The following is a 24,484-nucleotide window of genomic DNA, read 5'->3' on the forward strand; positions in this document are numbered from 1 at the left end:
GGGCGGAAGAACCGCGACCAAACTTGTTCATACAAGTTACGACGCGGCTTGTTCATACAAGTTCAGTGGGCGGGGGTGCGCCGTCCGCGCCCGCTCCGGACTTCCCCCGTACGACTTGGTGCTGATCGGGTTACATATAGGCATGACCGACGCAGCAGCCATGCCCGAGTGGGAGAAGCGGTTCCGTGCCCCACGTGTCTCCCTGCCCGACTGGGCGGACGACGCCCCCGACCGCTCCCTGTTCGTGTCCAACGCGACAGGGACGTACGAGCTGTACGCCTGGGACCGTGCGACGGGGGAGCAGCGGCAGGTGACGGAGCGGCCGAACGGCACCACGGACGGTCTGGTGTCGCCGGACGGCGCGTGGATCTGGTGGTTCGACGACAAGGACGGCGACGAGTTCGGCGTATGGCGCCGGCAGCCGTTCGCGGGCGGCGAGCACGAGCTCGCCACGCCGGGCCTGAAGCCCTCCTACCCCGCGGGACTCGCCCTCGCCCGGGACGGCCGCACCGCGGTCGTCGGCCGTTCGACGGACGAGGAGGGCACCACGATCCACGTCTCGCGGGACGGCGAGGCGCCCGTCGAGCTCTACCGCCACCGCGAGTCCGCCTACGTCGGCGACCTCTCCCACGACGGCACGCTGCTCGCGATCGAGCACACGGAGCACGGCGACGCGATGCACTCCGCGCTGCGCGTCCTGCGCCAGGACGGCACACAGGTCGCCGAGCTGGACGACACCAAGGGCGGCGCGCAGGAGCTGGGCCTGGAGGTGCTGGGCTTCGCGCCGGTCGACGGCGACACCCGGCTGCTCATCGGACACCAGCGCCGCGGCCGCTGGGAGCCGCTGGTGTGGGACGTGGCGACGGGCGAGGAGACCGACCTGGCGCTGGACCTGCCGGGCGACGTGAGCGCGGAGTGGTATCCGGACGGCTCCGCCCTGCTGATCGCCCACGGCTTCGAGGCCCGCAGCGAACTGTTCCGCTACGACCTGGCCACCGGCGAGCTGACGAGCATCCCGACCCCGCCCGGCTCGGTCTCCGGCGCGACGGCCCGCCCCGACGGCAGCGTGGAGTTCCTGTGGTCCTCGGCCGCCGAGCCGCCGGCGGTCCGCTCGACGACCGGCAAGGTGGTCCTGGACCCGCCCGGTATGAAGTGCCCCGGCTCGGTGCCGGTGGAGGACGTGTGGATCGAGGGCCCCGGCGGCCGTATCCACGCGCTGGTCCAGAAGCCCGCGGGGGCCACCGGCCCGCTGCCGACGGTCTTCGACCTGCACGGCGGCCCGACCTGGCACGACAGCGACTCCTTCGCCGCGGGCCCGGCCGCCTGGGTGGACCACGGCTACGCGGTGGTGCGCGTCAACTACCGCGGCTCCACGGGCTACGGCAGGGCCTGGACGGACGCGCTCCGCCACCGGGTCGGCCTGATCGAGCTGGAGGACGTGGCGGCGGTCCGCGACTGGGCGGTGTCCTCGGGCCTGGCCGACCCCGGCCGGCTGATCCTCACGGGCGCCTCCTGGGGCGGCTACCTCACCCTCCTCGGCCTCGGCACCCAGCCGGAGGGCTGGACCCTGGGCATCGCGGTCGTCCCGGTCGGGGACTACGTCACGGCGTACCACGACGAGATGGAGACCCTGAAGGCGATGGACCGCACCCTGCTCGGCGGCACCCCCGAGGAGGTCCCGGAGCGCTACGAGGCGTCCTCCCCCCTCACCTACGTCGACCAGGTCAAGGTCCCCGTCTACATCTCGGCCGGGGTCAACGACCCGCGCTGTCCCATCCGCCAGGTGGAGAACTACGTCGACCGCCTTGCGGCGCGGGGCGCGACGCACGAGGTGTACCGCTATGACGCGGGGCACGGGTCGCTGGTGGTGGAGGAGCGGATCAAGCAGGTGGGACTGGAGATCGACTTCGCGGAGCGGCATCTGCCGAAGTAACGACCTACCGAGACGGATGGGCGGGTGGGAAAACGGGGTCCAGGGGCGGAGTCCCTGGCGGGGTCTGGGGCGGAGCCCCGGGACGGCCGAGCAACTCCGCCAGCCCCCTCCGCGTGGCGGCAAGAACCACCCGCTCCCCGGCACGCAGCACATGGTCGGCCGACAGGGACTGCCGCCCCTCCAGCGCCAGCACCCGCCAGGCACCGGCCCGGAACGCCCCGGCCACCGTCCGCCCCTCCAACTGGGGGTGCCCCTCGACGTCCACCGCGGCGAAGAGCAGCACCCGGCGCTCGACGGGGATCGCCCCCAGGATCTGCCGGCCGAGCATCGCCCCGGCGAAGGCGGGCGCGGCCAGATGCGTCACGCTCCGGCTCCGGGTCAGCGCACGCGGATGCGCTGCCCGGAGGGTGCGGTACACGGCGGTCGCGAAGTCGTCGTCGTACAGGCGCAGGACCACCCGTAGATCCGGTCGCACGGACCGCCCGTACAGCACGGCCTCCAGATTCGTCGTGTCCGCGCTGGTCACCGCGAGCAGCGCATGCGCCCGATGGATCTTGGCGGCCTCCAGGACCCCCTCCTGGGTCACGTCCCCGAGCACCACCGGCACCCGCAGCCGCCGCGCCGTGGCGAGCCCGCGGGCCTCGGGGTCGGCCTCGACGCACACCACGGGGATGTGCAGTTCCCGCAGCCGCGTCAGCACTCGTGTGCCGATCTTGCCCAGCCCGAGCAGCACCACATGTCCGCCGAGGCCGCGCGGGGGCTTGCGCAGGGCGGACGCGGTCCGGAAGGTGCCAAGCGCCTCCAGCACCGCGGCCAGCAGCACCGGCAGCAGCAGCAACCCGACCAGACCGGACAGGAGTTGCAGGATCTGCCGCCCGAGGGACGCCCCGATGGCCGGGTCGTCGATGGCGAAGAGGTCCAGCAGCGTCAGATAGAAGGCCCGCAGCGGATGGATGCCCGTCACCAGCCACAGGGCCACGGCCAGCGCCACCACACACCCCACGAGCCCGGCCAGCGACCACCGCAGCCGCCGGGAGAACAGCGAGGCGAACGGCGGTACGACCCCGGCGCGCCCCGCGGGTAACGGCGGCCCGGCGGCGTACGACACCTGCTCCAGTACGACCGTCCCGCGCCCGTCGGCCTCCCGTGCCTCCGCCTCGTCGGGCAGCAGCCGCGGTCCGCGCTCCCCGCTGCCCTCGGAGCCGTCCGCACCGGCTGGATCGCTGCTGGTCGCCGACAGCAGCGCCAGTGTGCACAGCCCGGGGTCGACGATCTGCCCGGGGCGGGCCGGCGGCCGTTCCACCGCGCGCAGCAGCAGCCCGTCCGTCTGTACGACCTTGGTGGTGCCGGCCACCGCGGCCGCCGCCAGCGCGGGCGCGGCGGTGTCGGCGTCGGACAGCACCGTCGTTGACGCGTCGCTCCCGGACTCCCCGCTCTCGCCGTCCCCGGCCGCCAACGCGGCGGACTGGTCGAGGAGTTCCTCGATGTGCTGGCCCAACCGCCGGTTGTAGAGCCTGAGGACGAGCCGCAGCCGTGGGTTGAGACGGCGGGCGGTGAGGGCGGCGCGGATGTTGGTCTCGTCGTCGTCGTACACGAGCGCCAGCGCGGTGGCCCGTTCCACGCCGGCCTCGGCGAGCACCGCCTCGGTCGGCTCGACTGCCTCCAACAGCCGTTCGCCACGGGCGGGTTCGCCGCTGCCGGTGCTGCCCCCGCCTCCGCCTGCGCCGCCGTTGCCGTTGGTCGCGGTCCGTCCCACGGCCGCGTTCACCACCCGGTCCAGCAGCGCCGCCGAGGCCGCCCGGGCCCGCCCGACGACCGGCGGCCGTGCCGTGCGCACGTTCGGCGGTACGACGAGCGTCACCTGCTCGCCGTACACTCCGCGCAGTTCGGCGGCCAGCCGGTGCGCGAGCCCGTCGTCGCCGCACACCACCATCCGGGCCGGCGCACCACCATGGCCACCCTGATACGGAACGCTCCCCACAAGGGCAAAGAGTGCCCCAACGGGACGGATGGTTCCAGCAACGGGCTGAACGCGCGCGCCGGGACCGCCGTACCGAGGGGGAGGGAGAACAGCGAAGCAGCGCCCGTACGCCGGAGGTACCCGACCCGTGGCCATCACCGAAGAAGCCCCGCCCGGGGACGTCGCTCGCGATGCGGCGCCGCCCGGCAAGGAGGGCTGGCACCTCAACTCCCCGCTCGCCCTGACCATGTTGATGCTGCTGGTGGTGGTGGCGCAGGGGCCGATCCGCGGTGCGCTGTCCACACCGGTGATGCAGAGCTGGATGACGGTGTTCGTCGCGGTGGTCGTCCAGGCACTGCCGTTCCTGGCGCTCGGGGTGCTGCTGTCCGCGGCTATCGCCGTCTTCGTACCGCCGTCGTTCTTCGCCCGCGCCCTGCCCGGCCGGCCCGCCCTGGCCGTACCGGTGGCCGGGGTGGCGGGCGCCGTGCTGCCGGGCTGCGAGTGCGCGTCGGTGCCGGTGGCCGGGGCGCTGGTCCGCCGGGGTGTGACCCCGGCCGCGGCGATCGCGTTCCTGCTCTCCGCCCCGGCGATCAACCCGATCGTGCTGACGGCGACGGCCGTCGCCTTCCCCCGCAACCCGGAGATGGTGCTGGGCCGTTTCGTCGCCAGTCTGCTGGTCGCGTGTGTGATGGGCTGGCTGTGGCAGCGCCTCGGGCGCACCGACTGGCTGCGCCTGCCGGCGCACGCCTCGCACGAGGGGCAGAGCAGGGGTGAGGCGTTCTGGGGGTCCGTCCGGCACGACATGATGCACGCCGGCGGCTTCCTGGTGCTCGGCGCGATGGCCGCGGCGACGCTGAAGGCGGTGGCCCCGGCGGACTGGCTGCGCACGGCCGCCGACAACCCGGTGGTCTCCGTCCTCGCCCTGGCCGTCCTGGCCGTGGTGCTGTCGATCTGCTCGGAGGCGGACGCGTTCGTGGCCGCGTCGCTGACCCAGTTCTCGCTGACGGCCAAGCTGGCGTTCCTGGTCGTCGGCCCGATGATCGACCTGAAGCTGTTCGCGATGCAGGCAGGCACCTTCGGCCGCGGCTTCGCCCTGCGCTTCGCCCCCGCCACCTTCGTCCTCGCCATCGTGGGCGCGGTCGCGACCGGGGCGGTGCTGCTGTGAACCGGCAGGCGCAATCGGCGGTCCTGTTCCTGATCGGCGCGGCCCTGCTGCACGCGGGCTTCACCGACCTCTATCTGCGCTACGTCAAGGCGGGCCTGCGCCCGCTGCTGCTGGCGGCGGGCGTCGTACTGATCGTGACGGCGCTGGCGACGGCCTGGTACGAGTGGAAGAACGCGCGGCGGAGGAAGCAGGCGGGTGCCGGGGCCGGTGCTGACGCCCATGCCGGTGCCGATGCCGGTGCCGCCGTCGGCGATGAGGGCCACGGCCATGTCCACCACGAGCCCCGTATCTCCTGGCTCCTCGTCCTCCCGCTCTTCGCCCTCATCCTGGTCGCGCCGCCGGCCCTCGGCTCGTACAGTGCGATGCGCACCGGCACGGCCCTGCAACAGCCCTACGGCTACATGAAGTTGCCGGTGGGCGACCCCGTGCCGGTCAACCTGGTCGACTACGCGGGCCGCGCGGTCTACGACCGCGGCCGTTCCCTGGGCGGCCGCAGCGTCCGGATCACCGGGTTCGTCGCCGTGGACCGCGCGGGCACGCCCTACCTCGTCCGCATGGCCCTCAACTGCTGTGCCGCGGACGCCCAGCCGGTGAAGATCGGCCTGACCGGGAAGATCCCTCCGGTCCTCCAGCCGGACGCCTGGCTGGAGGTGACGGGCACGTACACCACGAAGCAGACCCGGGACCCGGTCAACAACGGCCCGATCCCGTTCCTACGGGTCACCGGGTCCCGGCCGGTGCCGACGCCGCACGACCCGTACGACGAGACGTGGAACAACTGAGTGGGTTCCTGCGAAGGCTGGCGGAGGCCGGCGGAGGCCGGCGGAGGTCTAGTTGACGGCCAGTGACACGGCGAGGGCGCCGAGCACCGTACCCATCAGGTAGCGCTGCACCCGGAGCCAGGAGGGGCGGCGGGCGAGGAAGGCCGCGATCGTGCCCGCCGCCAGCACGATGGTGAGGTTGACCGCGATGCTGACCAGGATCTGGGCCGAGCCGAGAACGAGGCCCTGGAGCAGCACATGCCCCCGGTCCAGATCGATGAACTGGGGGATCAGCGACAGGTACATGATGGCGACCTTGGGATTGAGCAGGTTCGTCATCAGGCCCATCATGAACAGCCGCCGCGGCGGATCGTGCGGCACGTCCTGCGGGGCGAACACGGAGATGCCGCCCGGCTTCAGGGCGCTCCAGGCCAGAAAGCCGAGGTAGGCGGCGCCCGCCAGCTTCACCGTGAGATACAGCTCGGGTACGGCGACGAAGACGACCGCCAGGCCCAGGTTCGCGGCGAGCAGATACACCAGGAAGCCGAGGGCAACGCCGCCGAGGGAGATGATCCCGGCGCGTCTGCCCTGGGTGATGCTGCGGGAGACGAGATAGATCATGTTCGGGCCGGGGGTGAGCACCATGCCGAGCCCCACCGCGGTCACGCCGAGGATTCCCCTCGGATCAACGATGACCGGATCAACGATGACCGGATCAGCGATGACCAGATCAACCATGAAAACGCCCCCCCGCCTCGTACGAACACCGGTCCCCGCCGGAATGTCTCGGAGCATATTGCAGTGCAATAACTCAGTGCAATGAGAATATTGCTCTCAGTGCAATTTTGTGATGGGGTGGGACGAAGGGCGCTGTCGGCCGCGAGGGGGAGAACACGGTGCGGGACTACCAGAGCGTCGCTGACGCGGTGGCGGAGGAGATCAGGAAGGGCGGCCTCCGCCCCGGTGACCGCCTCCCGCCGCAGCGCGAGTTCGCACGGCGGCACGGCATCGCCAACTCCACGGCCACGCGCGTCTACCAGGAACTGGCCCGCAGGGGACTGACGGTGGGCGAGGTGGGACGGGGCACGTTCGTCCGCGAGGCTTCCCCGACCACCGCCCCCGCACTCACCGAACCGGCCACCACCCGCATCGACCTGGAGCTCAACTACCCGGTGGTACCGGAGCAGAGCGCGCTCCTGGCCCAGGGCCTGGCCGGACTCCTCCGCCCCGACGCCCTGGCCGAGGCCCTGCGCCCCGTGGGCACCGCCGCCCTCCCGGCGGTACAGGACTCCGCCGCCTGCATCCTCGCCGCAGGCGGCTGGCGCCCCGACCCGTCGAGGATCCTCTTCTCGGGCAACGGACGGCAGGCCATCGCGGCCGCCATCGCCACGGTCGTACCCCCAGGAGCACGACTCGGAGTCGAGGAGCTGACGTACCCCGTCGTCAAGGCGATCGCCACCAGGCTCGGCATCACACTCACCACCCTGCCCATGGACGGCGAGGGACTGATCCCGGAGGCGATCGAGGAAGCCCACGCCACGGCCCCCCTGCACGCGATCTACGTACAGCCAAGACTGCACAACCCGCTCTCGCTGACCATGCCCGAGGCCCGAGCCGAGCGCATGGCGGCCGTCCTGCGGAATCTGGGCATCCCCGCGGTGGAGGACGCCATCTGGTCCTTCCTCCACAACGAACGGCCACCCCTGGCCGCCCACGCGCCCGAGCGCACGATCCTGATCGACAGCCTGAGCAAGCGCATCGCGCCGGGCCTGACCCTGGGTTTCGTGTTGGCGCCCGCGGCCCTGTCGGCCGACATCAACACCACCCTGCGCGCGTCCGGCTCGGCACCGACACGCTTCGCCCTGGAGGCAGCCCACCGCTGGCAGCAGGACGGCACGGTGGCCGCGCTGGTCGAGGCCAAGCAACGGGAGGCGGCGGTACGGCAGCGGATCGCGGCGCGGCACCTGAACGGTTTCGCGGTGCAGAGCGACCCGCGCTCCTACCACTGCTGGTGGCGACTGCCCCACCCCTGGCGCGCGGACACCTTCGTCGCGGCAGCCGCCCGCCACGGCATCGGCGTGGTCCCGGCGGCCGCGTTCACCGTCGGCGACAACCACGCGCCGAACGCCGTCCGGCTGGGCCTGGCCACACCCCAGCCGGACGCCCTTGCCCAGGCCCTGGCCACCCTCGCCGAACTGGCCCGGTCCGCACCGGAGGACCTCGTCACGGACTGAGACGCAAGGCGGGGGCGACGACAGGTCCTGCCTTCTCAACTGCCTTCTCAACTGCCGTTTCAACTTCCTTTTCAGGAAGAGCTACGGCTCTGTCCCTCGGCCTGGGCGATCGTCTCGGCCTCGGCCTCCGCCATGGCGATGGCGAACCCGAACGCCTCGGCGATGTGACCCGCGGCCGACATGACCCGCGCCGTGCCCACGACGGGGGCGATCGCAACCAGCACGTCCTGCACCTGCTCGGAGGTCAGGTTGGCCTCCATGGCGGCACCCGCGTGAGCGAGGTAGCTGACCGCCGGCGCATCCATGGCCACGAGCGCGGCGATACGCGTGAGGATCAGCGAGCCTTCGTCCATCCCACAACGCTCGATGGAGTCGACCGTCATGGCGGCGATCGTGTCCAGAACCGGAGTGTCCGACGTCGTGGCCATCTCCGCACCACCTTCCCATTCCCGCACGGAGCCGACCGGTGCCCCCGCACGTCGGCGACTTGCCCTTCAACGTTAGGAGGGGGGTGGGGTGTGCGCACTTTGGGCTGTAAGACTCGGCTTCAGCCGCCGTAGACCTCACCGGTACCGGCGTCGACCACCGCCTGCGGCGGCTCACAGCCATCGCGCCAGGGGCCCTGCCGGCCCTTGGCCCGGTCGACTTTCAGCACGTCCGCACGGATCCGGAGCGCACCGCCCCGCTCCTTGAACCGCCACGACGTGAGCCACCCGACCCCGGGCGCCGTCGGCCACGAGCCGGCGTCGACGCAGGAGCCAGTACTGTTGTTGATATCTAGATGCTATGGTGCGAAAGCATAATTAGATCAAGGGTGCCGTCTAAGAGAAGCCTCTGGCGAAGAGCCGCGGACGCGACGGGCTACGCCTGGGGGCGTCGCCGAGAAAGGACAACCATGAACACGCCGCAGGATGTCCCCGTCACGGACTTCGACCATCACTCCCGGACGTACGCCGAGCGACCGTTCGAGACTCTCGCCACGCTGCGGAGGGACATGCCCGTCGCCTGGTCGACGGCCCACGATGGGTTCTGGGTTGTCACCGACCACGAGCACGTCATGGCCGGATTCGCCGACTACCAGACCTTCTCCTCGGCGCGCGGACCGGCGATCCCGGCGCACCCGTTCGGCACCCGGCACATCCCGGTTGCCATTGATCCTCCCGACCACGCGATGTACCGCAAGGTGCTCAACGCGTGGTTCAGCAAGGCGGCGATCGAGGCGCGGCAGCCGAAGATGAAGGCGATGGTGGAGGACATCGTGCGAGCCCTTGCGGCACGCGGCAGTTGGAACTTCGCCGACGACCTGGCGAACGTCTCACCGGGCGCGGTGACCCTCGACATCCTCGGGTGGGACCCGGACCAGCGGATCCCGCTGCTCGACGTCATGACGTTCGGGCTGGTCAACCTGGCCAGCACGGACCCGACTGTCGTCGACAGGAACGCAGAGGGCAACCGCTGGATCCGTGAGCAGATCATGCGCGAAGCCGATGACCGTCGGGCCGATCCGCGTGACGACCTGATGACCGTGCTGGCGACCGAGCCCATCGCCGGGGGTGAGATGCTGTCGGACGCGGAGCTCACGGACATGGTTGTCCTCCTGCTCTTGGCGGGCTTTCACACCACGTCGGGCGCCCTCACCTCGCTGCTCGTCCACCTTGAGGAGCATCCGGATCTGCGCCGACGCCTGGAGCGCGACCGGGACCTGATCCCCGCGGCGATCGAGGAGATCATCAGGGTCTACACCCCTGCGCCGCCCATCGCCCGGAGCGTGACCGCCGACACCGAGTTCGGGGGCGTTCCCATGCGAGCGGGCGACTGGGTCCTCTTCGTCAACCAGGCAGCCAACCGTGACCCGTCGAGCTTCCCCGAGCCGGATGTCGTCGACCTCGACCGCAACCGGTCCAAGAGCGTGGCGTTCGGCTGGGGCGTGCACCGTTGCCTCGGCCTGCACATGGCTCGAACCATTCTCCGGCTGGAGGTCGAGGCGATCTTCGACCTGCTCCCGGGCTACGAGCTCGACCTGGACGCCGCGGTGCGAAGCGACGCCATGGGACAGGGGTACTTCTTCACCTCCCTGCCGGCGCATCTCCCGGCTGCGGCCGCCCGGTGAGAGGCGTGGACCCTCTCGCGAACGTGCTGCGTCGCGTTCATGACCAGCCGGTCTGGGCGACGTCGCACGCGTGAGCACGTCGTCTGCTCGGGCACTCGTGGCCGGAGGTACCGGCCCGGCCGGCCCGCACCTCGTCCCCCGCACCTCGTCCGCGGCCTGGCCGCGCGCGGGTACGAGACCACCCCCTTGCACCGCGGCACGCACGAGCTCCCCGAGCCCGCCGGCTACGAGCACCTCCATGCCGACCCGCACTTCCGAGAGTCGCTCGACGAGGCCATCGCCGGGCGCGAGTTCGAGGTCGTCGTGGCGACGTACTGCCGGATCCGGCTGGTCGCCGCCGCTGGTGGCCGGCCGGTGTGCGGAGCTCGTCGCGGTGAGCGGCCTGCCGGTCTACCCCGGCTACCACGAGCGGGCCGGCGGCACCCGCACGGCAAGCCGGTGCTGGTGCGCGAGGAGCACGGCGACGCCGGGCTGCGGCTTCCGAGGAGGAGACCACGGGCGAGGGATTCGCCCGCAAGGTCCGCGCGACCGAGGACCACGTGCTCGACCTCCACGCCATCGGCGCGTTCCGCGCCTCGGTGTTCCGCTACCCAAGCATCTACGGCCCTCGCCAGGTCTACCCGCGGGAGTGGTCGGTGGTCCGCGGCGTGCTCGACGGACGGGACCGGATCATCCTCCCGGACGCGGGGCTCACGATCACGACCCGCTGCTCAGCGGTCAACGCCGCCGCGCACCTCCTCGCAGCGGTCGACCGCCCGGACGCCGCCGCGGCTGAGGTCTTCAACGTCGGTGACCGCGACCAGCTCACGGTCCGGCAGTGGGTCGAGGTCTGCGCGGCGGCGGGCGGTGCGCTCCGCAGTGTCTCGCTGCCGTTCGAGCCGGCCGGCTCTGGTCGTGGGCTGTTCCAGGCCTTGCTCGATTACATCGAGAACAGCGGCGACCCGATCTTCTGGGGCTGAGCGCTGGGCTCAGTCGGTCGTCGGTCCGCAAATAGTCACAGGTCAAGCCGCACTTTCCGGGGGCGGCCAAGTTTGGCCGTCAACAGTCAGCCAATGCGGGGGAGGTTCCGCTTCAATGCCTGACACGCTATGTAGGCGCAGCCAAAGGCCCTGTACATCCGGGCTCTTGGCCTTTGACGTGCCGAAAGTCAAGGGGCATGGCCCTGCGAGAGGCACCGGGGGCCAGCACGAGCGTTGTCCGGGAGCGTGATTCCAAGATCTTCTCCCAGATTTCTCCCAACAGGCCCCGGAAACCAGTCAGGGACCCGACCCGCTGAGCGGATCAGGTCCCTGACCTGGTGTTTCTCTGTCGGGGTGGCGGGATTTGAACCCACGACCTCTTCGTCCCGAACGAAGCGCGCTGCCAAGCTGCGCTACACCCCGATGTCGCTGCTTGTCGCGGCGACGTCGTTTACTTTAGCCCACCGGTGGCCGGAGACGAAATCCGGTTTTGGCGCGGCGGCGGACGGGGTTCGGGCGGGCGTGGTCGAGGGCGGTCAGGAGGACGGCGAGGGCGTACGAGGCGAGGCCGAGGAGCAGGGCGTTGGCGAGCGCGCCGCGGTAGCCGTGCCGGTCGACGCTCAGGAAGGGATAGAGGTAGCGGTCGGGGGTGCCGGGGAGGAGGAGTTCGCCCCGGGCGAGGGAGAAGGCCAGGTAGGCCAGGGGGTAGAGGAGCCACGTCGCGGCCTGGCGCAGGTGCAGGCGGCCGGGGGCCGTGAGCAGGAGCCAGTCCAGGACCGCCGCCGCCGGGGCCGCCTTGTGGAGGAGCTGGGCGGCGAGCCACTCGCCGTGCCACGGTGCCGGCGGCGTCGTCGCGCCCGTCATGGAGAACGGGGGCGTCGTGTGGGCCAGCAGCAGGTGGTAGGCGAGGGCCGAGATCACGGCGTAGAGCAGTACGGCGCCCGTCACGGCCGACGGTACGGGGCGGCGGGCCGTCCATGCCCGGTGGGCGGAGATCAGGAACACCAGTGCCAGTAGGGCGTTGACCTGGACGCTGAAGTAGCTCAGCGCGCGGGTCGGGCTGCCGAGGAGGAGTTCCAGGGTTACGCCGGTGGCCGCCGCCAGGGCCGTAAAGAGGCGGAATGCCGCGGTCAGGGGGCGGGGGAAGGGAGGCACCACCGCCGTGGCCGGTACGTACGAGGGGAGCGGTCTGGGCTTGCGCGGGACCGCGGGGAGGTCCGGGATGTCCCTGGGTATCGGGGGTATCGGGGCGGTCATGCCCTCACGATAAGCAAAGCGCATAAAAGGGGCGATATGGGTGGGCCGGGTGGGTGGATTATGCGCGGGCTGGGTGGATGACGGGCGGGCCGCGGCGCGGCAGCGGCTCCGGCCCGTCGTCGCCAGTGCCCCGGCCGTCCCTGGCGACGACGTGCCCCGGCCGTCCCTGGCGCCCCCCGTGCTACTCCCTGCCCACCAACGTCAGCAGCGTCGCCTCCGGTGGGCACGCGAACCGTGCCGGCGTGTAGCGGTTCGTGCCGCAGCCCGCCGACACGTGGAGGTACGACGTGCGGCCCTCCGCCGTGTGCGTGGACAGGCCCTTCACGCGGTCCGTGTCCAGGTCGCAGTTGGTGACCAGGGCGCCGTAGAAGGGGATGCAGAGCTGGCCGCCGTGGGTGTGGCCGGCCAGGACCAGGGGGTAGTCGTCCGCCGTGAACGAGTCCAGCACCCGCAGGTACGGGGCGTGCACCACGCCCATCGAGAAGTCGGACATACCCGAGGGGCCGCCGGCCACCTGCAGATAGCGGTCGCGCTTGATGTGCGGGTCGTCCAGGCCCGTCAGCTCGACCGAGACGCCCTCGACCTTCAGCACGCCCCGGGTGTTGGTCAGGTTCAGCCAGCCCGCCGCGTCGAAGCCGTCGCGGAGGTCTTCCCAGGGGTTGTGGAGCGCACCCACGACCGGCGGGTTGCCGTTCAGGCCGTGGTGGCCCCTGGCCTTCTCCAGCAAGTAGCGCGCCGGGTTGCGGAATCTGGGGCCGTAGTAGTCGTTGGAGCCGAAGACGTACGCGCCCGGGAACTCCATCAGCGGGCCGAGGGCGTCCAGGACCTCGGGGACGCCCTCCGGGTCCGAGAGGTTGTCGCCCGTGTTGATCACGAAGTCCGGGCGCAGGCCCGCCAGCGAGCGCAGCCAGCGCTGCTTCTTGCGCTGACCGCTCACCATGTGGATGTCGGAGACCTGGAGGATGCGCATCGGGCGCATGCCCGCGGGGAGGACCGGGACGGTCACCCGTCGGAGCCGGAAGGAGCGGGCCTCGAACCCCGCCGCGTACAACACACCGGCGGCGCCGGCCGCCGCGATTCCCAGGGGTACTCCGTATCGAGCGCGCATACAACCATCGTGTCAGACCGCACGGCGGTCCCGGGACCGTCCGCCCTTCCAAACCCCCGTCCGATTCGGCGAGCGGGGCAGTTCGCGTGGCGCCGACCGGGTCCCGGCGAAAGCCGACCGGGTCCCGGTTAAATCGGCAGGCGTACGGCCTTCCGCACCTGAGACAATCGACGCCATGACCACCACGCTCAAGTCGAAGCTGCACGACGACCTCAACGCCGCGATCAAGGAGCGCGACGAGCTCCGCTCCTCGACGCTGCGGCTGACGCTCGCCGCGATCACCAAGGAGGAGGTCGCGGGCAAGGAGAAGCGCGAGCTCTCCGACGACGAGGTCCTCAAGGTGATCACCAAGGAGGCCAAGAAGCGCCGGGAGGCGGCCGACGCCTTCGCCCAGGGTGGTCGTCCCGAGCAGTCCGAGCGGGAGAAGGCGGAGGGCGAGGTCCTTGCCGCGTACCTGCCCAAGCAGCTGTCCGACGAGGAGCTGGAGCGGATCGTCGCCCAGGCCGTCGAGGAGGCGAAGGCGGCGGGCGCCGAGGGGCCGCGCGCCATGGGTGCCGTCATGAAGATCGTGAACCCGAAGGTGGCCGGCCAGGCCGAGGGCGGCCGTGTCGCCGCCGCGGTCAAGAAGCTGCTGCAGGGCTGAAAGGTCTGAGAAGGTCAGGCTGTCGCCGGGCCGGCCCGCTCGGATAAGGCTCGGATAAGGCAACGGGACCGCACCGTGGGCCTCTGCCCAGGTGCGGTCCCGCTGTGCTCGTCCCGCTGTGCTCGTCCCGCTGTGCTCGTCCCGCTGCGTCCACCAATCCGACGGCGCGGCCTCAGCCCCGCGTCCCTCCGTTCCTGTTCCCCCCGTTGCTCTGCCCCTGGATGAGGTTGCCCGGGAAGGAGAGGGTGGGTGCCGGGAGCGGGCCGCCGTTCGTGCCGCCGTTGGCCGTGCCCGCCGTCGTACCGCCGTCCGTCAGGCCGCCGATGATCCCGCCGATGAAGCCGCCGTTGTCGCCGCCGTGGCCGCGCCCGTGGCCGTCACCGTTGTCGTCGCCATTGTCCTTGCTGTCCGGGATGTCGACGAGGTTGAAGGACTCGGACGGCTTGCCCTGGAGAGCGCCCGTCATGGCGTCCTTCCAGATCGGGCCCGGGACCTCACCGCCGTAGACGAGGGGGCGGTAGACGCCGCCGATGGTGATGTTGACCATCTTCACGTTCTGCCGGGCGCTGCCGACCCAGACCGCGCCGGCCATGTTGGGCGTGTAGCCGACGAACCAGGCGTTCTTGCGCTCGTCCGTCGTACCCGTCTTACCGGCGCTCTCGCGGTCGGTGAGGCCGGCCTGCTGACCCGTACCGGAGTCGACCACGCCGCGCAGCAGCGTGTTGACCGTGTCGGCGGTGTTCTCGGTCATCGCGCGCGAGCAGGTCGACTTCGGCACCTGGAGGGACTTCTGCTCGTTGCCGATCTTCTGGGTGATCGACTCGATGGCGATCGGCGTGCAGTACATGCCGCGGGCGGCGAAGGTGGCGTACGCGTTGGCCATCGTCAGCGGGGAGATGCCCTTGGAGCCGAGCGCGATGGCCGGCGCCTCGGGGAGCTTCTTGCCGTCGCCCTGCACCACGTGCAGCGCGTCGGTCATCTTCACCACCGGGCACAGGCCGATGTCGGAGATGAGCTGCACGAAGTAGGTGTTGACCGACTTCGCCATCGCCTCCTTCATGGCGTACGGGCCCTTCTCCGACTCGCTCTCGTTCTCCACCGTGTAGGCGCGGTCGTTGACCCACTGCTTGCCGTTGCACGCCTGCACCGGGCTCGGATAGGGCATCTTGTACGGCGACGAGTACTCCTGGGTCGCCGGCTTGCCACCCTCTATGGCGGCCGCGGCCACGAAGGGCTTGAAGGTCGAACCGGTCGGGAAGCCGAAGTTGGAGCCGCCCATGTCACGGTCGACCGAGTAGTTGTACTCGGTCTCGTTCTTGCCGTAGCCGTACGGCTTCGACTGGCCCATGGCAAGGATCTTGCCGGTGCCGGGCTCGACCAGGGTGGCGGCCGCGGCGACCTTGTCCGACTTCTCGACGTGCTGCTTGAGCGAGGCCTGGACCGATGCCTGGGACTGCGGGTCGAGGGTCGTACGGATCGTCAGACCGCCACGGTTCCAGATCTTGGCCCGGGCCTCCTTGGTCTTGCCGAAGACCGGGTCGTTGAGGAAGGCGTTCTCCACGTACTTGCAGAAGAAGCCGGCACCCTTGCCGGCGGTGATACAGCCGTTCTTGGGCTGGCTGACGTGCAGTCCGAGCGGCTTCTCCATGGCCGCGTCGGCCTCCTGCTGGGAGATGTCGCCGACCTCGGCCATGCGCTGGAGGACGGTGTTGCGGCGCTTGGTGGCCTCCGCCTCGTCGTTCACCGGGTCGTAGCGGCTGGGCGACTGGACGATGCCGGCCAGGAGCGCGGCCTGCTGCAGGCTGAGGTCCTTGGCGTGCTTGGAGAAGTAGCGCTGGGAGGCCGCCTCGACGCCGTAGGCCTGCTCGCCGAAGAAGGTGATGTTGAGGTAGTTCTCCAGGATCTTCTTCTTGCCGAGCTTCTCCTCGATCTGGATCGCGTACTTCAGCTCGCGGATCTTGCGGCCCAGGGTCTGCTGGGTGGCCTGCGCGACCTTCGTCGGGTCGTCGCCGGCCTCCTCGATGAAGTAGTTCTTCACCAGCTGCTGGGTGAGCGTGGAGGCGCCCTGGGCGACCCCGCCGCTCTGCGCGTTCTTGTTCAGCGCGCGCAGGACGCCCTTCAGGTCGATCGCGCCGTGCTGATAGAAGCGGGAGTCCTCGATCGCGACGATCGCCTTCTGCAGGTACGGCGAGATGTCCTTGAGGTCCACCACCGTGCGGTCACGGGAGTAGACGGTCGCGATCTGCTGGCCCGCGGAGTCCAGGATGGTGGTCCGCTGGCTGAGCTGTGGGCTCTTCAGATTGGCCGGGATCTCGTCGAAGCCCTGGACCGACCCCTTGGCCGCGAGCCCGAGCGCTCCGGCCGCGGGCAGCGCGATGCCGGCCATCACGGCTCCCGCGAGGACACTGACACCGAGGAACTTGGCGGCCTGCTGCGTTGCCGAGAGGCCACCACCCGAGCGCTTCTTTGGCATGAGGGCAGCCTAATCCGTAGAGATGAGCGATCCGGTGGAACGGGTGTCTCTCGGGATGTTCGAGTGCCGGATCGTGACATGGGCGACATCAGCGACATCCCGGGCCGACGGCCCGCGCCGGGCCGTGGACAGCGTGCGGCGTCTACGTTCTCATTCGCCGGACACGCGTATATGCCTTGGCCTAAGCTGCTCCCAACTGTCACAGCAGTGCGGCCACGTATCAATACGTCCGGCGACCCCGAATCGTTCCGGAGGTAGCCCAAATTTTTTGTGGGCGGCGTGTCCGAATCCGCCTTGTGTGTCATCCGGCGTCCGTTGTGACGTACCACAGCTGTCCCGGTTTGCCGGGATGATCACGCATGTCGCCAGCTCACTCCCGCGGGTGATCTGCCGTTAACCCATAGTCCGTTCGGGCCATTCAAGATTGGGCCCGAAGGGGGTGTTGCGCTGTGCCCACCTTCCGTAACGTCCTCAACTGGCGGCGGTGAATATGCCGCTGCCGCCGTGGGGGAGCCTCGATTCGGGAGAGGACGGCGCCGGTATGGGCTGGGTAACCGACTGGAGTGCGCAGGCTGCCTGCCGCACTACCGATCCGGATGAACTGTTCGTTCAGGGAGCAGCGCAGAACAGGGCCAAGGCGGTGTGCACCGGATGCCCGGTACGCACCGAATGTCTGGCCGATGCGCTGGACAACCGCGTCGAGTTCGGCGTGTGGGGAGGCATGACGGAGCGGGAGCGCCGCGCGTTGCTGCGCAGGCGGCCCACCGTGACATCGTGGCGCAGGCTCCTGGAGACCGCGCGCTCGGAGTACGAACGCGGGGCCGGGATCGTGCCTCTCGACAGCGACGAGGTGTACGAGAACTACGCAGCGGTGAGCTGAGGGCCCTCCCCTCGGGTCTACGCCCAGGGCACCTCAGGCCGGGCACGCGTCTTGGGAAGCGGCGCGTGTCGTGTGTCACGAGAAGCGGCAACGGCATGCCTCATGCGGCACGCGCCCAGGTCAGGGGTCGTCGCGTGCACGCTCGGGACAGGGCCGTCGCCCGTCGTGCATGGGCTCGGGGTCGGGTCCGCCATCTGCTCGGTCGGGTCCGCCATCTGCGCGACCGGTGTGGCTCGGGCGTGCCCATAGGGCTCCAGTGTTCCAAGGCCCCGGGCTCTAGGGCAGCTCCGTCCGTCCGGCCGCAAGCAAGTCCCCGATGTTCCGCAGTCCCGTGAGGTCGTGCACATCGCCGGGCAGCGCGGCCACCTCCACCACCGCCACCTCGGGGTGGCGCGCGGTGAAGCGGTCGCGCGTGCGCTGCTCGCGGGAGAGCAGCTGCATGCGCTCGGCGTGCAGCTTCAGCAGGCCTGCGGTGAGCTGGTCGACTGTGCGCTCCGGGTCCGTGACGGCGGGGGAGCCTTCGGCAGGAGCCGGTGCTTCGACAGCGGGAGAGTCTGAACTGCCGTACGTGTCGGGAGAGTTACGAAGTCCAGCTTTCCCGCCCCCCTGATCCACAATGCGGGGCTCTTCAAGATTTTCCGCGGCGGCGAGCGCACCTTCGGCCGACAGGCGGTCGGCGCCACTGCCATGGACGCGGTTGAGTACCAGTCCGACCAGCGGCATGTCCTCCGCGGCCAGCCGCTCCACGAAGTACGCGGCCTCGCGCAGCGCGTCTCGCTCCGGTGCCGCCACCACGAGGAACGCCGTGCCGGGCGCCTGCAGCAGCTTGTACGTCGCGTCCGCGCGGGTACGGAACCCGCCGAAGGTCGTGTCCATCGCGGCCACGAACGTCTGGACGTCCTTCAGCAGCTGACCGCCCAGCAGTTTGCCCAGCGTGCCGGTCATCATCGACATGCCGACGTTGAGGAAGGCCATCCCCGCGCGTCCGCCCAGCTTCGCCGGGGCCGTCAGCAGCCGGATCAGCCGCCCGTCCAGGAAGGACCCGAGCCGCTTGGGCGCGTCGAGGAAGTCCAGCGCCGACCGGGACGGCGGCGTGTCGACCACGATCAGGTCCCATTCGTCCCTGGCCCGCAGCTGCCCCAGCTTCTCCATCGCCATGTACTCCTGCGTGCCCGCGAAGCCCGCCGAGAGCGACTGGTAGAAGGGGTTGGCCAGGATCGCGGCCGCCCGCTCGGGATCCGCGTGCGCCTCGACGACCTCGTCGAACGTGCGCTTCATGTCGAGCATCATGGCGTGCAGCTCGCCGTCGCCGTCGGTGCCCTTCACCCGGCGGGGGACGTTGTCCAGCGAGTCGATGCCCATGGACTGGGCGAGCCGCCGGGCCGGGTCGATGGTGAGGACGACCACCTTCCGGCCGCGCTCGGCGGCCCGTAGCCCGAGGGCCGCCGCGGTCGTCGTCTTGCCGACACCGCCCGAGCCGCAGCACACCACGATCCGGGTCGTCGGGTCGTCGAGCAGCGGGTCGACGTCGAGCACACGCGCGGGGGAGAGGTGATGACGGCCGGGGTCCTGCGTCTGGGCCGGGTCCGGACTCATGACATCCCCTGCTTCCGCAGCTCGGTGGCGAGTTCGTACAGGCCCGCCAGGTCCATGCCCTCGGCGAGCAGCGGCAGTTCGTGCAGCGGCAGGTCCAGCTCGCCGAGGACGGCGCGCTGCTCGTGCTCCAGCGCGTACCGCTCGGCGTACTCGGCGGCCAGGTCCAGCAGCGGGTCCACCAGCTTCTCGGCCTTGCCGCCGCGGCGCGCCCCGCCCAGCCCGGCGGCCGACAGCGACTGCGCCACGGCGGTGCGCGGCACGGTCCGTACGAGTTCCAGGTCGTCCTCGTCCAGCACCTCGGGCCGCACCATGTTCACGATGACCCGGCCCACCGGCAGCCGCGCCGCCCGCAGTTCGGCGATCCCGTCCGCGGTCTCCTGGACCGGCATCTCCTCCAGGAGCGTGACCAGGTGCACCGCGGTCTCGGGCGACTTCAGCACCCGCATCACGGCCTGTGCCTGATTGTGTATCGGGCCGATCTTCGCCAGCCCGGCGACCTCGTCGTTGACGTTGAGGAAACGGGTGACCCGCCCGGTCGGCGGGGCGTCCATGACGACGTAGTCGTATACGAACCGCCCGCTCTTGTCCTTGCGCCGCACCGCCTCGCACGCCTTGCCCGTCAGGAGTACGTCCCTCAGGCCGGGCGCGACGGTGGTCGCGAAGTCGATGGCGCCGAGCTTCTTCAGGGCCCGGCCCGCCCCGCCCAGTTTGTAGAACATCTGGAGGTAGTCCAGAAGGGCCAGTTCGGGGTCGATGGCGAGCGCATACACCTCCCCGCCCCCGGGAGCCACGGCGATTTTCCGTTCCTCGTACGGCAACGCCTCTGTTTCGAAGAGCTGTGCGATGCCCTGCCGACCCTCGACCTCCACGAGAAGCGCCCGCTTCCCCTCGGTCGCGAGGGCCAGCGCGAGGGCCGCGGCGACCGTCGTCTTTCCGGTCCCGCCCTTGCCGCTGACGACCTGGAGCCTGCTCACGTCTTCGAGCCTAACCAGTCCGCGGACGGGCTACGCGGGAGGCTGTGGATAACAGGGGCTACAGTCGGCCACATGACCAAGTGGGAATACGCAACCGTGCCGCTGCTCGTCCATGCCACGAAGCAGATTCTGGACACCTGGGGCGAGGACGGCTGGGAGCTCGTCCAGGTCGTGCCCGGCCCGAACAACCCCGAGCAGCTGGTGGCCTACCTGAAGCGGGAGAAGCAGTCGTGAGCGCCGTCGAGGCCAAGCTGGCCGAACTGGGTCTTGCCCTGCCGGAGGTCGTGCCGCCGCTGGCCGCCTACCAGCCGGCCGTGCGGTCGGGCGTGTACGTCTACACCTCCGGCCAGCTGCCGATGGTCGACGGCAAGCTTCCGGTCACCGGCAAGGTGGGCGCGGAGGTCACCGCGGAGGAGGCCAAGGACCTGGCCCGCACCTGCGCGCTGAACGCCCTGGCCGCCGTGAAGTCCGTCGCCGGTGACCTGGACCGCGTCGCGCGCGTGGTGAAGGTCGTCGGCTTCGTCGCCTCGGCCTCCGACTTCACCGGGCAGCCCGGCGTCATCAACGGCGCGAGCGAGCTGCTGGGTGCCGTACTCGGCGACAAGGGCGTCCACGCGCGCAGCGCGGTCGGCGTCGCCGTGCTGCCGCTGGACGCGCCGGTCGAGGTGGAGGTTCAGGTCGAGCTGATGCCGTAAGGCGCTGCTCACTGGCCCCTCTCGAACATTCGCGCACATCGGGATAGCCTCCGCCCATGGCTAATGGGCAGTGGTATCCCCCGGAGTGGCCGGATCGTATCCGTGCGCTGACGGAAGGCACCCTCACCCCGGTGTCCCCGAAGCGCGCGGCGACGGTGATGCTCCTGAAGGACACCGCCGCCGGTCCGGCCGTCCACATGCTGCGCAGACGCGCCTCCATGGCCTTCGCCGGAGGCGCGTACGCGTACCCCGGCGGCGGCGTCGACCCGCGGGACGACGACCACCAGATCCGCTGGGCGGGCCCCACGCGCGCGTGGTGGGCCGGGCGGCTCGGCGTCGACGAGCGCGGCGCCCAGGCCGTCGTCTGCGCGGCCGTCCGGGAGACCTACGAGGAGGCGGGCGTCCTGCTCGCCGGACCCGACCCCGACTCGGTGGTCGGCGACACCACGGGCGAGGACTGGGAGGCGGACCGCGCCGCCCTGGTCGCCCGCGACCTGTCCTTCGCCGAGTTCCTGGACCGCCGCGGACTGGTCCTGCGCTCCGACCTGCTGGGCGCCTGGACCCGCTGGATCACCCCCGAATTCGAGTCCCGCCGCTACGACACCTGGTTCTTCGTGGCCGTCCTCCCGGAGGGCCAGCGCACCCGGAACGCGTCCACGGAGGCCGACCGCACGGTGTGGATCCGTCCCCAGGAGGCGTCGGACTCCTACGACAAGGGCGAGCTGACGATGATGCCGCCCACCATCGCGACCCTGCGCCAACTGGCCGCGCACACCACCGCCGCCGAGACGCTCGCCGCCGCTCCCGCCCGCGACATGACTCCCGTCCTGGCCCGCGCCCGCCTGGTGGACGGCCACATCGTCCTGTCCTGGCCGGGCCACGACGAGTTCACCAAGCGCATCCCGAACCCTGCGGCCGGAGGGGGCCCCGCATGAGCGACGTCGCGGCTCCGCCCGGCCGGGCCAGGGGTGGAGAATCGATTCCCCGCGCACTTCTCGCGGCGGCGCCGGAAGGAGCTTCCGCATGACGGACGCCGTAGCCCTCCCCGGTCAGCCCCGTGGTGGAGTCCTCTCCGGTCCCGCCACCGAGCGGGCCGTCAACGTCCTGGCGCCCAACGCCTCCGCGATGACCCTGGACGGCACCAACACCTGGATCGTCGCGGAGCCCGACTCCGACCTGGCCGTCGTCATCGACCCCGGCCCGCTGGACGAGGACCACCTCCGCGCCGTCGTGGACACGGCCGAGCGGGCCGGCAGGCGCGTCGCCCTCACCCTGCTCACCCACGGCCACCCCGACCACGCGGAGGGCGCCGCCCGTTTCGCCGAGCTGACCCGCACGAAGGTCCGCGCGCTGGACCCGGCGCTGCGGCTGGGCGACGAGGGCCTGGCCGCCGGGGACGCGGTCAGGGTCGGCGGCCTGGAGCTGCGGGTCGTACCGACTCCCGGCCACACCGCGGACTCCCTGTGCTTCCACCTGCCGGCCGACCGTGCGGTGCTGACCGGTGACACGATCCTCGGCCGCGGCACGACGGTCGTGGCGCACCCCGACGGCCGTCTGGGCGACTATCTGGACTCCCTGAGGCGTCTGAGGTCGCTCACGGTGGACGACGGCGTCCACACGGTCCTGCCCGGCCACGGCCCCGTCCTGGAGGACGCCCAGGGAGCGGTCGAGTTCTACCTCGCCCACCGCGCCCACCGCCTCGCCCAGGTGGAGACGGCCGTCGAGAACGGCTACCGCACCGCCTCCGAAGTCGTCGCCCACGTCTACGCCGACGTGGACCGCTCGCTGTGGCCGGCGGCGGAGCTGTCGGTGCTGGCGCAGATGGACTACCTCCGGGAACACGGGCTGATCTAGCTGATCCAGCTGATCTGGCCGATCTGGCTGATCCAGGGGGCGGGGGCCGGTCGAGTCACGGCCGGGCCGGCGCGAGCCGATTCCCGGCGCTCAGTCGGGTCTGGGCGCCTTCACCCCGTGCACGCGCGCGTACTCCTCGGCGAGCCACGGCCCGAGGTCGTCGACGTACGACCGCAGGACGACGGGATTGCCGACCGGTTCGTACCCGTACTCGGCCGCTGCGCGCATCTGCGCCGCCCGCTGCGGGTAGTACGCGCCGAAGACCTCGGCCATCTCCCTCAGGTCGCTCGTCCAGCCGTTCCAGCGGGGCATGACGAGGGTGAAGCCGGTGCGCACGAGGTGCCGGGACATGAAGCGTACGAGGGGCCGCCGGGCCTCCTCCGAGTCGTCGGCGCCCGCGATCCGCTCGCGCCAGCGTGGGAGGAGGAGAGCGAGGTCCCCGTTGGTCTCGCGGGCGAGCAGCGAGTCGGGCCGGTAGCGCGGAAGGTACTCGGCGAGATCCTCCCCGAGGAGGGGAGTGCACAGGCAGGCCACGAACCACCCCAGGTCGTACCGCTCCGGCTCGCTCAGCAGCCGTCCCCGGCCGAACAGCAGCGTCCCCACCCCGTCGATCTGCCCGAACTCCTTGTCGAGCGCGTCGCCGAGCGCACGGGCGGCCTCGCGGTCCGCCTCCGTGGGCTCCTCCCGCAGCGCGACCAGCAGATCGAGATCGCTGCGTCCCACGCGCGCGGTGCCGCGTGGGATCGACCCGTAGAGACACGCACTGTGCAGCCGTGCGCCGAAGACTTCGAGCAGCCGGTCCCGGGCAGCGGCGACGACGGGGCGGAAGTCGTGCGGGACGAGGGCGAGGGAACCCTCGCGTTCGAGGTAGCCCAGGGGGTCGAGGCCTTTGGAAGGGGCGGTTTCGGCCATGGGCTCACTGTGCCCCCGGGGGGAGCGGCAGGGCAGCTCATTTACCGTCCCTGCCTTACGGCTATGGGGTGCCGCCCTCAAGAGGCGGCACCCCATAGCCGTAAGGCCGTAAGGCAGGGACTCGGCGTCAGCGCGAGCGCTTGGCGAGGCGTTCGACGTCCAGCAGGATCACGGCCCGCGCCTCCAGGCGGAGCCACCCGCGCTGGGCGAAGTCCGCCAGGGCCTTGTTCACGGTCTCGCGGGACGCGCCGACCAGCTGGGCCAGCTCTTCCTGCGTCAGGTCGTGGACGACGTGGATGCCCTCCTCGGACTGCACGCCGAAGCGGCGCGAGAGGTCCAGCAGGGCGCGGGCCACACGGCCGGGGACGTCGGAGAAGACCAGGTCGGACATGGCGTCGTTGGTCTTGCGCAGACGGCGCGCGACGGCGCGCAGCAAGGCGGTGGCCACCTCGGGGCGGGCGTTCAGCCAGGGCTGGAGGTCGCCGTGGCCGAGACCGAGCAGCTTGACCTCGGTGAGGGCGGTGGCGGTCGCCGTGCGCGGACCGGGGTCGAACAGCGACAGCTCACCGATCAGCTCGCCGGGGCCGACGACGGCGAGCATGTTCTCGCGGCCGTCGGGCGAGGTGCGGTGGAGCTTGACCTTGCCCTCGGTGACGACGTAGAGCCGGTCGCCCGGGTCGCCCTCGTGGAACAGGGAGTCTCCACGGGCGAGGGTCACCTCACTCATGGAGGCGCGCAGCTCCGCGGACTGCTCGTCATCGAGCGCCGCGAAGAGCGGGTTGCGCCGCAGAACGTCGTCCACGAGTTCTCTCCTTGTCGACCTGCTCAGGGGATCTTGCTCCCCCTTGGTACCAGGGGACCGTGCTCCCCATTTTGCCGGACGGTCCAAACAGTGTGATCTGTCACAAGGATGCCGCACAGGTGTCCCGAGGTAAGCGGCAGGGGTCCAATTGGGCGCTGATCTTCTGGG

Annotated in this window: 22 protein-coding genes and 1 tRNA gene; 12 read left to right on the plus strand and 11 right to left on the minus strand. The window is 70.8% G+C overall.

Annotated features, from left to right (window positions below; genetic code table 11):
- Window positions 1-142 precede the first annotated feature (142 nt).
- A complete protein-coding gene (locus AB0I54_RS14875; RefSeq protein WP_363296374.1) occupies window positions 143-1,933 on the plus strand; it encodes a prolyl oligopeptidase family serine peptidase in 1,791 nt (596 codons plus the stop codon).
- Window positions 1,934-1,937: 4 nt separating this feature from the next.
- On the opposite strand, the gene AB0I54_RS14880 is transcribed toward AB0I54_RS14875, so the two are convergent.
- Window positions 1,938-3,866 carry an NAD-binding protein gene (locus AB0I54_RS14880; protein ID WP_363296375.1) on the minus strand — a complete coding sequence of 643 codons (1,929 nt, stop codon included), beginning with the start codon at window positions 3,864-3,866 and terminating at the stop codon, window positions 1,938-1,940.
- A gap of 175 nt (window positions 3,867-4,041) precedes the next feature.
- Between AB0I54_RS14880 and AB0I54_RS14885 the strand changes: the two genes are divergently transcribed.
- Window positions 4,042-5,058: a permease gene (locus AB0I54_RS14885; RefSeq protein ID WP_363296376.1), complete on the plus strand. Its 1,017-nt coding sequence runs from the start codon at window positions 4,042-4,044 to the stop codon at window positions 5,056-5,058.
- Window positions 5,055-5,840 carry a TIGR03943 family protein gene (locus AB0I54_RS14890; protein ID WP_363296377.1) on the plus strand — a complete coding sequence of 262 codons (786 nt, stop codon included), beginning with the start codon at window positions 5,055-5,057 and terminating at the stop codon, window positions 5,838-5,840. The genes AB0I54_RS14885 and AB0I54_RS14890 overlap by 4 nt, the downstream gene beginning before the upstream one ends.
- Before the next feature lie 48 nt (window positions 5,841-5,888).
- Here the strand turns inward: AB0I54_RS14890 and AB0I54_RS14895 are convergent, their stop codons facing one another.
- Entirely contained in the window at window positions 5,889-6,512 is a 624-nt protein-coding gene (locus AB0I54_RS14895; RefSeq protein ID WP_363296527.1) for a LysE family translocator, read from the minus strand.
- 203 nt (window positions 6,513-6,715) lie between these two features.
- Between AB0I54_RS14895 and AB0I54_RS14900 the strand changes: the two genes are divergently transcribed.
- Window positions 6,716-8,053 (plus strand): PLP-dependent aminotransferase family protein, encoded by a 1,338-nt coding sequence (locus AB0I54_RS14900; RefSeq protein ID WP_363296378.1) that lies wholly within the window; start codon window positions 6,716-6,718, stop codon window positions 8,051-8,053.
- Window positions 8,054-8,124: 71 nt separating this feature from the next.
- Here AB0I54_RS14900 and AB0I54_RS14905 read toward each other — a convergent pair whose 3' ends face one another.
- Window positions 8,125-8,481, minus strand: a complete 357-nt coding sequence (locus tag AB0I54_RS14905; RefSeq protein ID WP_363296379.1) for a carboxymuconolactone decarboxylase — start codon at window positions 8,479-8,481, stop codon at window positions 8,125-8,127.
- Between the two features lie 467 nt (window positions 8,482-8,948).
- Between AB0I54_RS14905 and AB0I54_RS14910 the strand changes: the two genes are divergently transcribed.
- The gene (locus AB0I54_RS14910; protein ID WP_363296380.1) at window positions 8,949-10,163 is read left to right on the plus strand and encodes a cytochrome P450; all 1,215 of its coding nucleotides are present in this window, start codon (window positions 8,949-8,951) and stop codon (window positions 10,161-10,163) included.
- A gap of 539 nt (window positions 10,164-10,702) precedes the next feature.
- Complete coding sequence (locus AB0I54_RS14915; RefSeq protein ID WP_363296381.1) at window positions 10,703-11,122, plus strand: hypothetical protein; 420 nt, start codon at window positions 10,703-10,705, stop codon at window positions 11,120-11,122.
- Between the two features lie 349 nt (window positions 11,123-11,471).
- Here the strand turns inward: AB0I54_RS14915 and AB0I54_RS14920 are convergent.
- From AB0I54_RS14920 to AB0I54_RS14930, 3 genes are all read right to left on the minus strand, one after another.
- Window positions 11,472-11,545 (minus strand) — tRNA-Pro (locus tag AB0I54_RS14920).
- Between the two features lie 33 nt (window positions 11,546-11,578).
- Window positions 11,579-12,379 (minus strand): Pr6Pr family membrane protein, encoded by an 801-nt coding sequence (locus AB0I54_RS14925; protein ID WP_363296382.1) that lies wholly within the window; start codon window positions 12,377-12,379, stop codon window positions 11,579-11,581.
- A gap of 181 nt (window positions 12,380-12,560) precedes the next feature.
- Window positions 12,561-13,487 (minus strand): metallophosphoesterase, encoded by a 927-nt coding sequence (locus tag AB0I54_RS14930; protein WP_363296383.1) that lies wholly within the window; start codon window positions 13,485-13,487, stop codon window positions 12,561-12,563.
- Window positions 13,488-13,662: 175 nt separating this feature from the next.
- Between AB0I54_RS14930 and AB0I54_RS14935 the strand changes: the two genes are divergently transcribed.
- Window positions 13,663-14,130 (plus strand): GatB/YqeY domain-containing protein, encoded by a 468-nt coding sequence (locus tag AB0I54_RS14935; RefSeq protein WP_363296384.1) that lies wholly within the window; start codon window positions 13,663-13,665, stop codon window positions 14,128-14,130.
- Between the two features lie 172 nt (window positions 14,131-14,302).
- On the opposite strand, the gene AB0I54_RS14940 is transcribed toward AB0I54_RS14935, so the two are convergent.
- On the minus strand, window positions 14,303-16,603 hold the full coding sequence (locus tag AB0I54_RS14940) for a transglycosylase domain-containing protein (protein ID WP_363296385.1): 2,301 nt from the start codon (window positions 16,601-16,603) through the stop codon (window positions 14,303-14,305).
- A 541-nt stretch (window positions 16,604-17,144) separates the two neighbouring features.
- Between AB0I54_RS14940 and wblA the strand changes: the two genes are divergently transcribed.
- The gene (gene wblA / locus AB0I54_RS14945) at window positions 17,145-17,483 is read left to right on the plus strand and encodes a transcriptional regulator WblA (RefSeq protein WP_067116510.1); all 339 of its coding nucleotides are present in this window, start codon (window positions 17,145-17,147) and stop codon (window positions 17,481-17,483) included.
- Between the two features lie 276 nt (window positions 17,484-17,759).
- On the opposite strand, the gene AB0I54_RS14950 is transcribed toward wblA, so the two are convergent.
- Window positions 17,760-19,079, minus strand: coding sequence for an ArsA family ATPase (locus AB0I54_RS14950; RefSeq protein ID WP_363296386.1), 1,320 nt, complete (start codon window positions 19,077-19,079; stop codon window positions 17,760-17,762).
- Complete coding sequence (locus tag AB0I54_RS14955; RefSeq protein WP_363296387.1) at window positions 19,076-20,053, minus strand: ArsA-related P-loop ATPase; 978 nt, start codon at window positions 20,051-20,053, stop codon at window positions 19,076-19,078. The genes AB0I54_RS14950 and AB0I54_RS14955 overlap by 4 nt, the downstream gene beginning before the upstream one ends.
- A gap of 72 nt (window positions 20,054-20,125) precedes the next feature.
- Here AB0I54_RS14955 and AB0I54_RS14960 point away from each other — a divergent pair, with 72 nt between their 5' ends.
- The 4 genes from AB0I54_RS14960 to AB0I54_RS14975 all read left to right on the plus strand — a co-directional run bounded on the left by AB0I54_RS14960 (window position 20,126) and on the right by AB0I54_RS14975 (window position 22,602).
- Window positions 20,126-20,287 carry a DUF4177 domain-containing protein gene (locus AB0I54_RS14960; protein WP_121891618.1) on the plus strand — a complete coding sequence of 54 codons (162 nt, stop codon included), beginning with the start codon at window positions 20,126-20,128 and terminating at the stop codon, window positions 20,285-20,287.
- Entirely contained in the window at window positions 20,284-20,748 is a 465-nt protein-coding gene (locus tag AB0I54_RS14965) for a RidA family protein (RefSeq protein WP_363296388.1), read from the plus strand. Before AB0I54_RS14960 ends, AB0I54_RS14965 begins: the two co-directional genes overlap by 4 nt.
- A gap of 56 nt (window positions 20,749-20,804) precedes the next feature.
- On the plus strand, window positions 20,805-21,683 hold the full coding sequence (locus AB0I54_RS14970; RefSeq protein WP_363296389.1) for an NUDIX hydrolase: 879 nt from the start codon (window positions 20,805-20,807) through the stop codon (window positions 21,681-21,683).
- Between the two features lie 88 nt (window positions 21,684-21,771).
- Window positions 21,772-22,602 (plus strand): MBL fold metallo-hydrolase, encoded by an 831-nt coding sequence (locus tag AB0I54_RS14975; RefSeq protein ID WP_363296390.1) that lies wholly within the window; start codon window positions 21,772-21,774, stop codon window positions 22,600-22,602.
- 90 nt (window positions 22,603-22,692) lie between these two features.
- Here AB0I54_RS14975 and AB0I54_RS14980 read toward each other — a convergent pair whose 3' ends face one another.
- Window positions 22,693-23,514 carry a nucleotidyltransferase domain-containing protein gene (locus tag AB0I54_RS14980; RefSeq protein ID WP_363296391.1) on the minus strand — a complete coding sequence of 274 codons (822 nt, stop codon included), beginning with the start codon at window positions 23,512-23,514 and terminating at the stop codon, window positions 22,693-22,695.
- A 127-nt stretch (window positions 23,515-23,641) separates the two neighbouring features.
- On the minus strand, window positions 23,642-24,316 hold the full coding sequence (locus AB0I54_RS14985; RefSeq protein WP_018547939.1) for a Crp/Fnr family transcriptional regulator: 675 nt from the start codon (window positions 24,314-24,316) through the stop codon (window positions 23,642-23,644).
- Window positions 24,317-24,484: the final 168 nt, after the last annotated feature.

It is taken from the genome of Streptomyces sp. NPDC050625 (assembly GCF_040654755.1).
Lineage (GTDB): Bacteria > Actinomycetota > Actinomycetes > Streptomycetales > Streptomycetaceae > Streptomyces.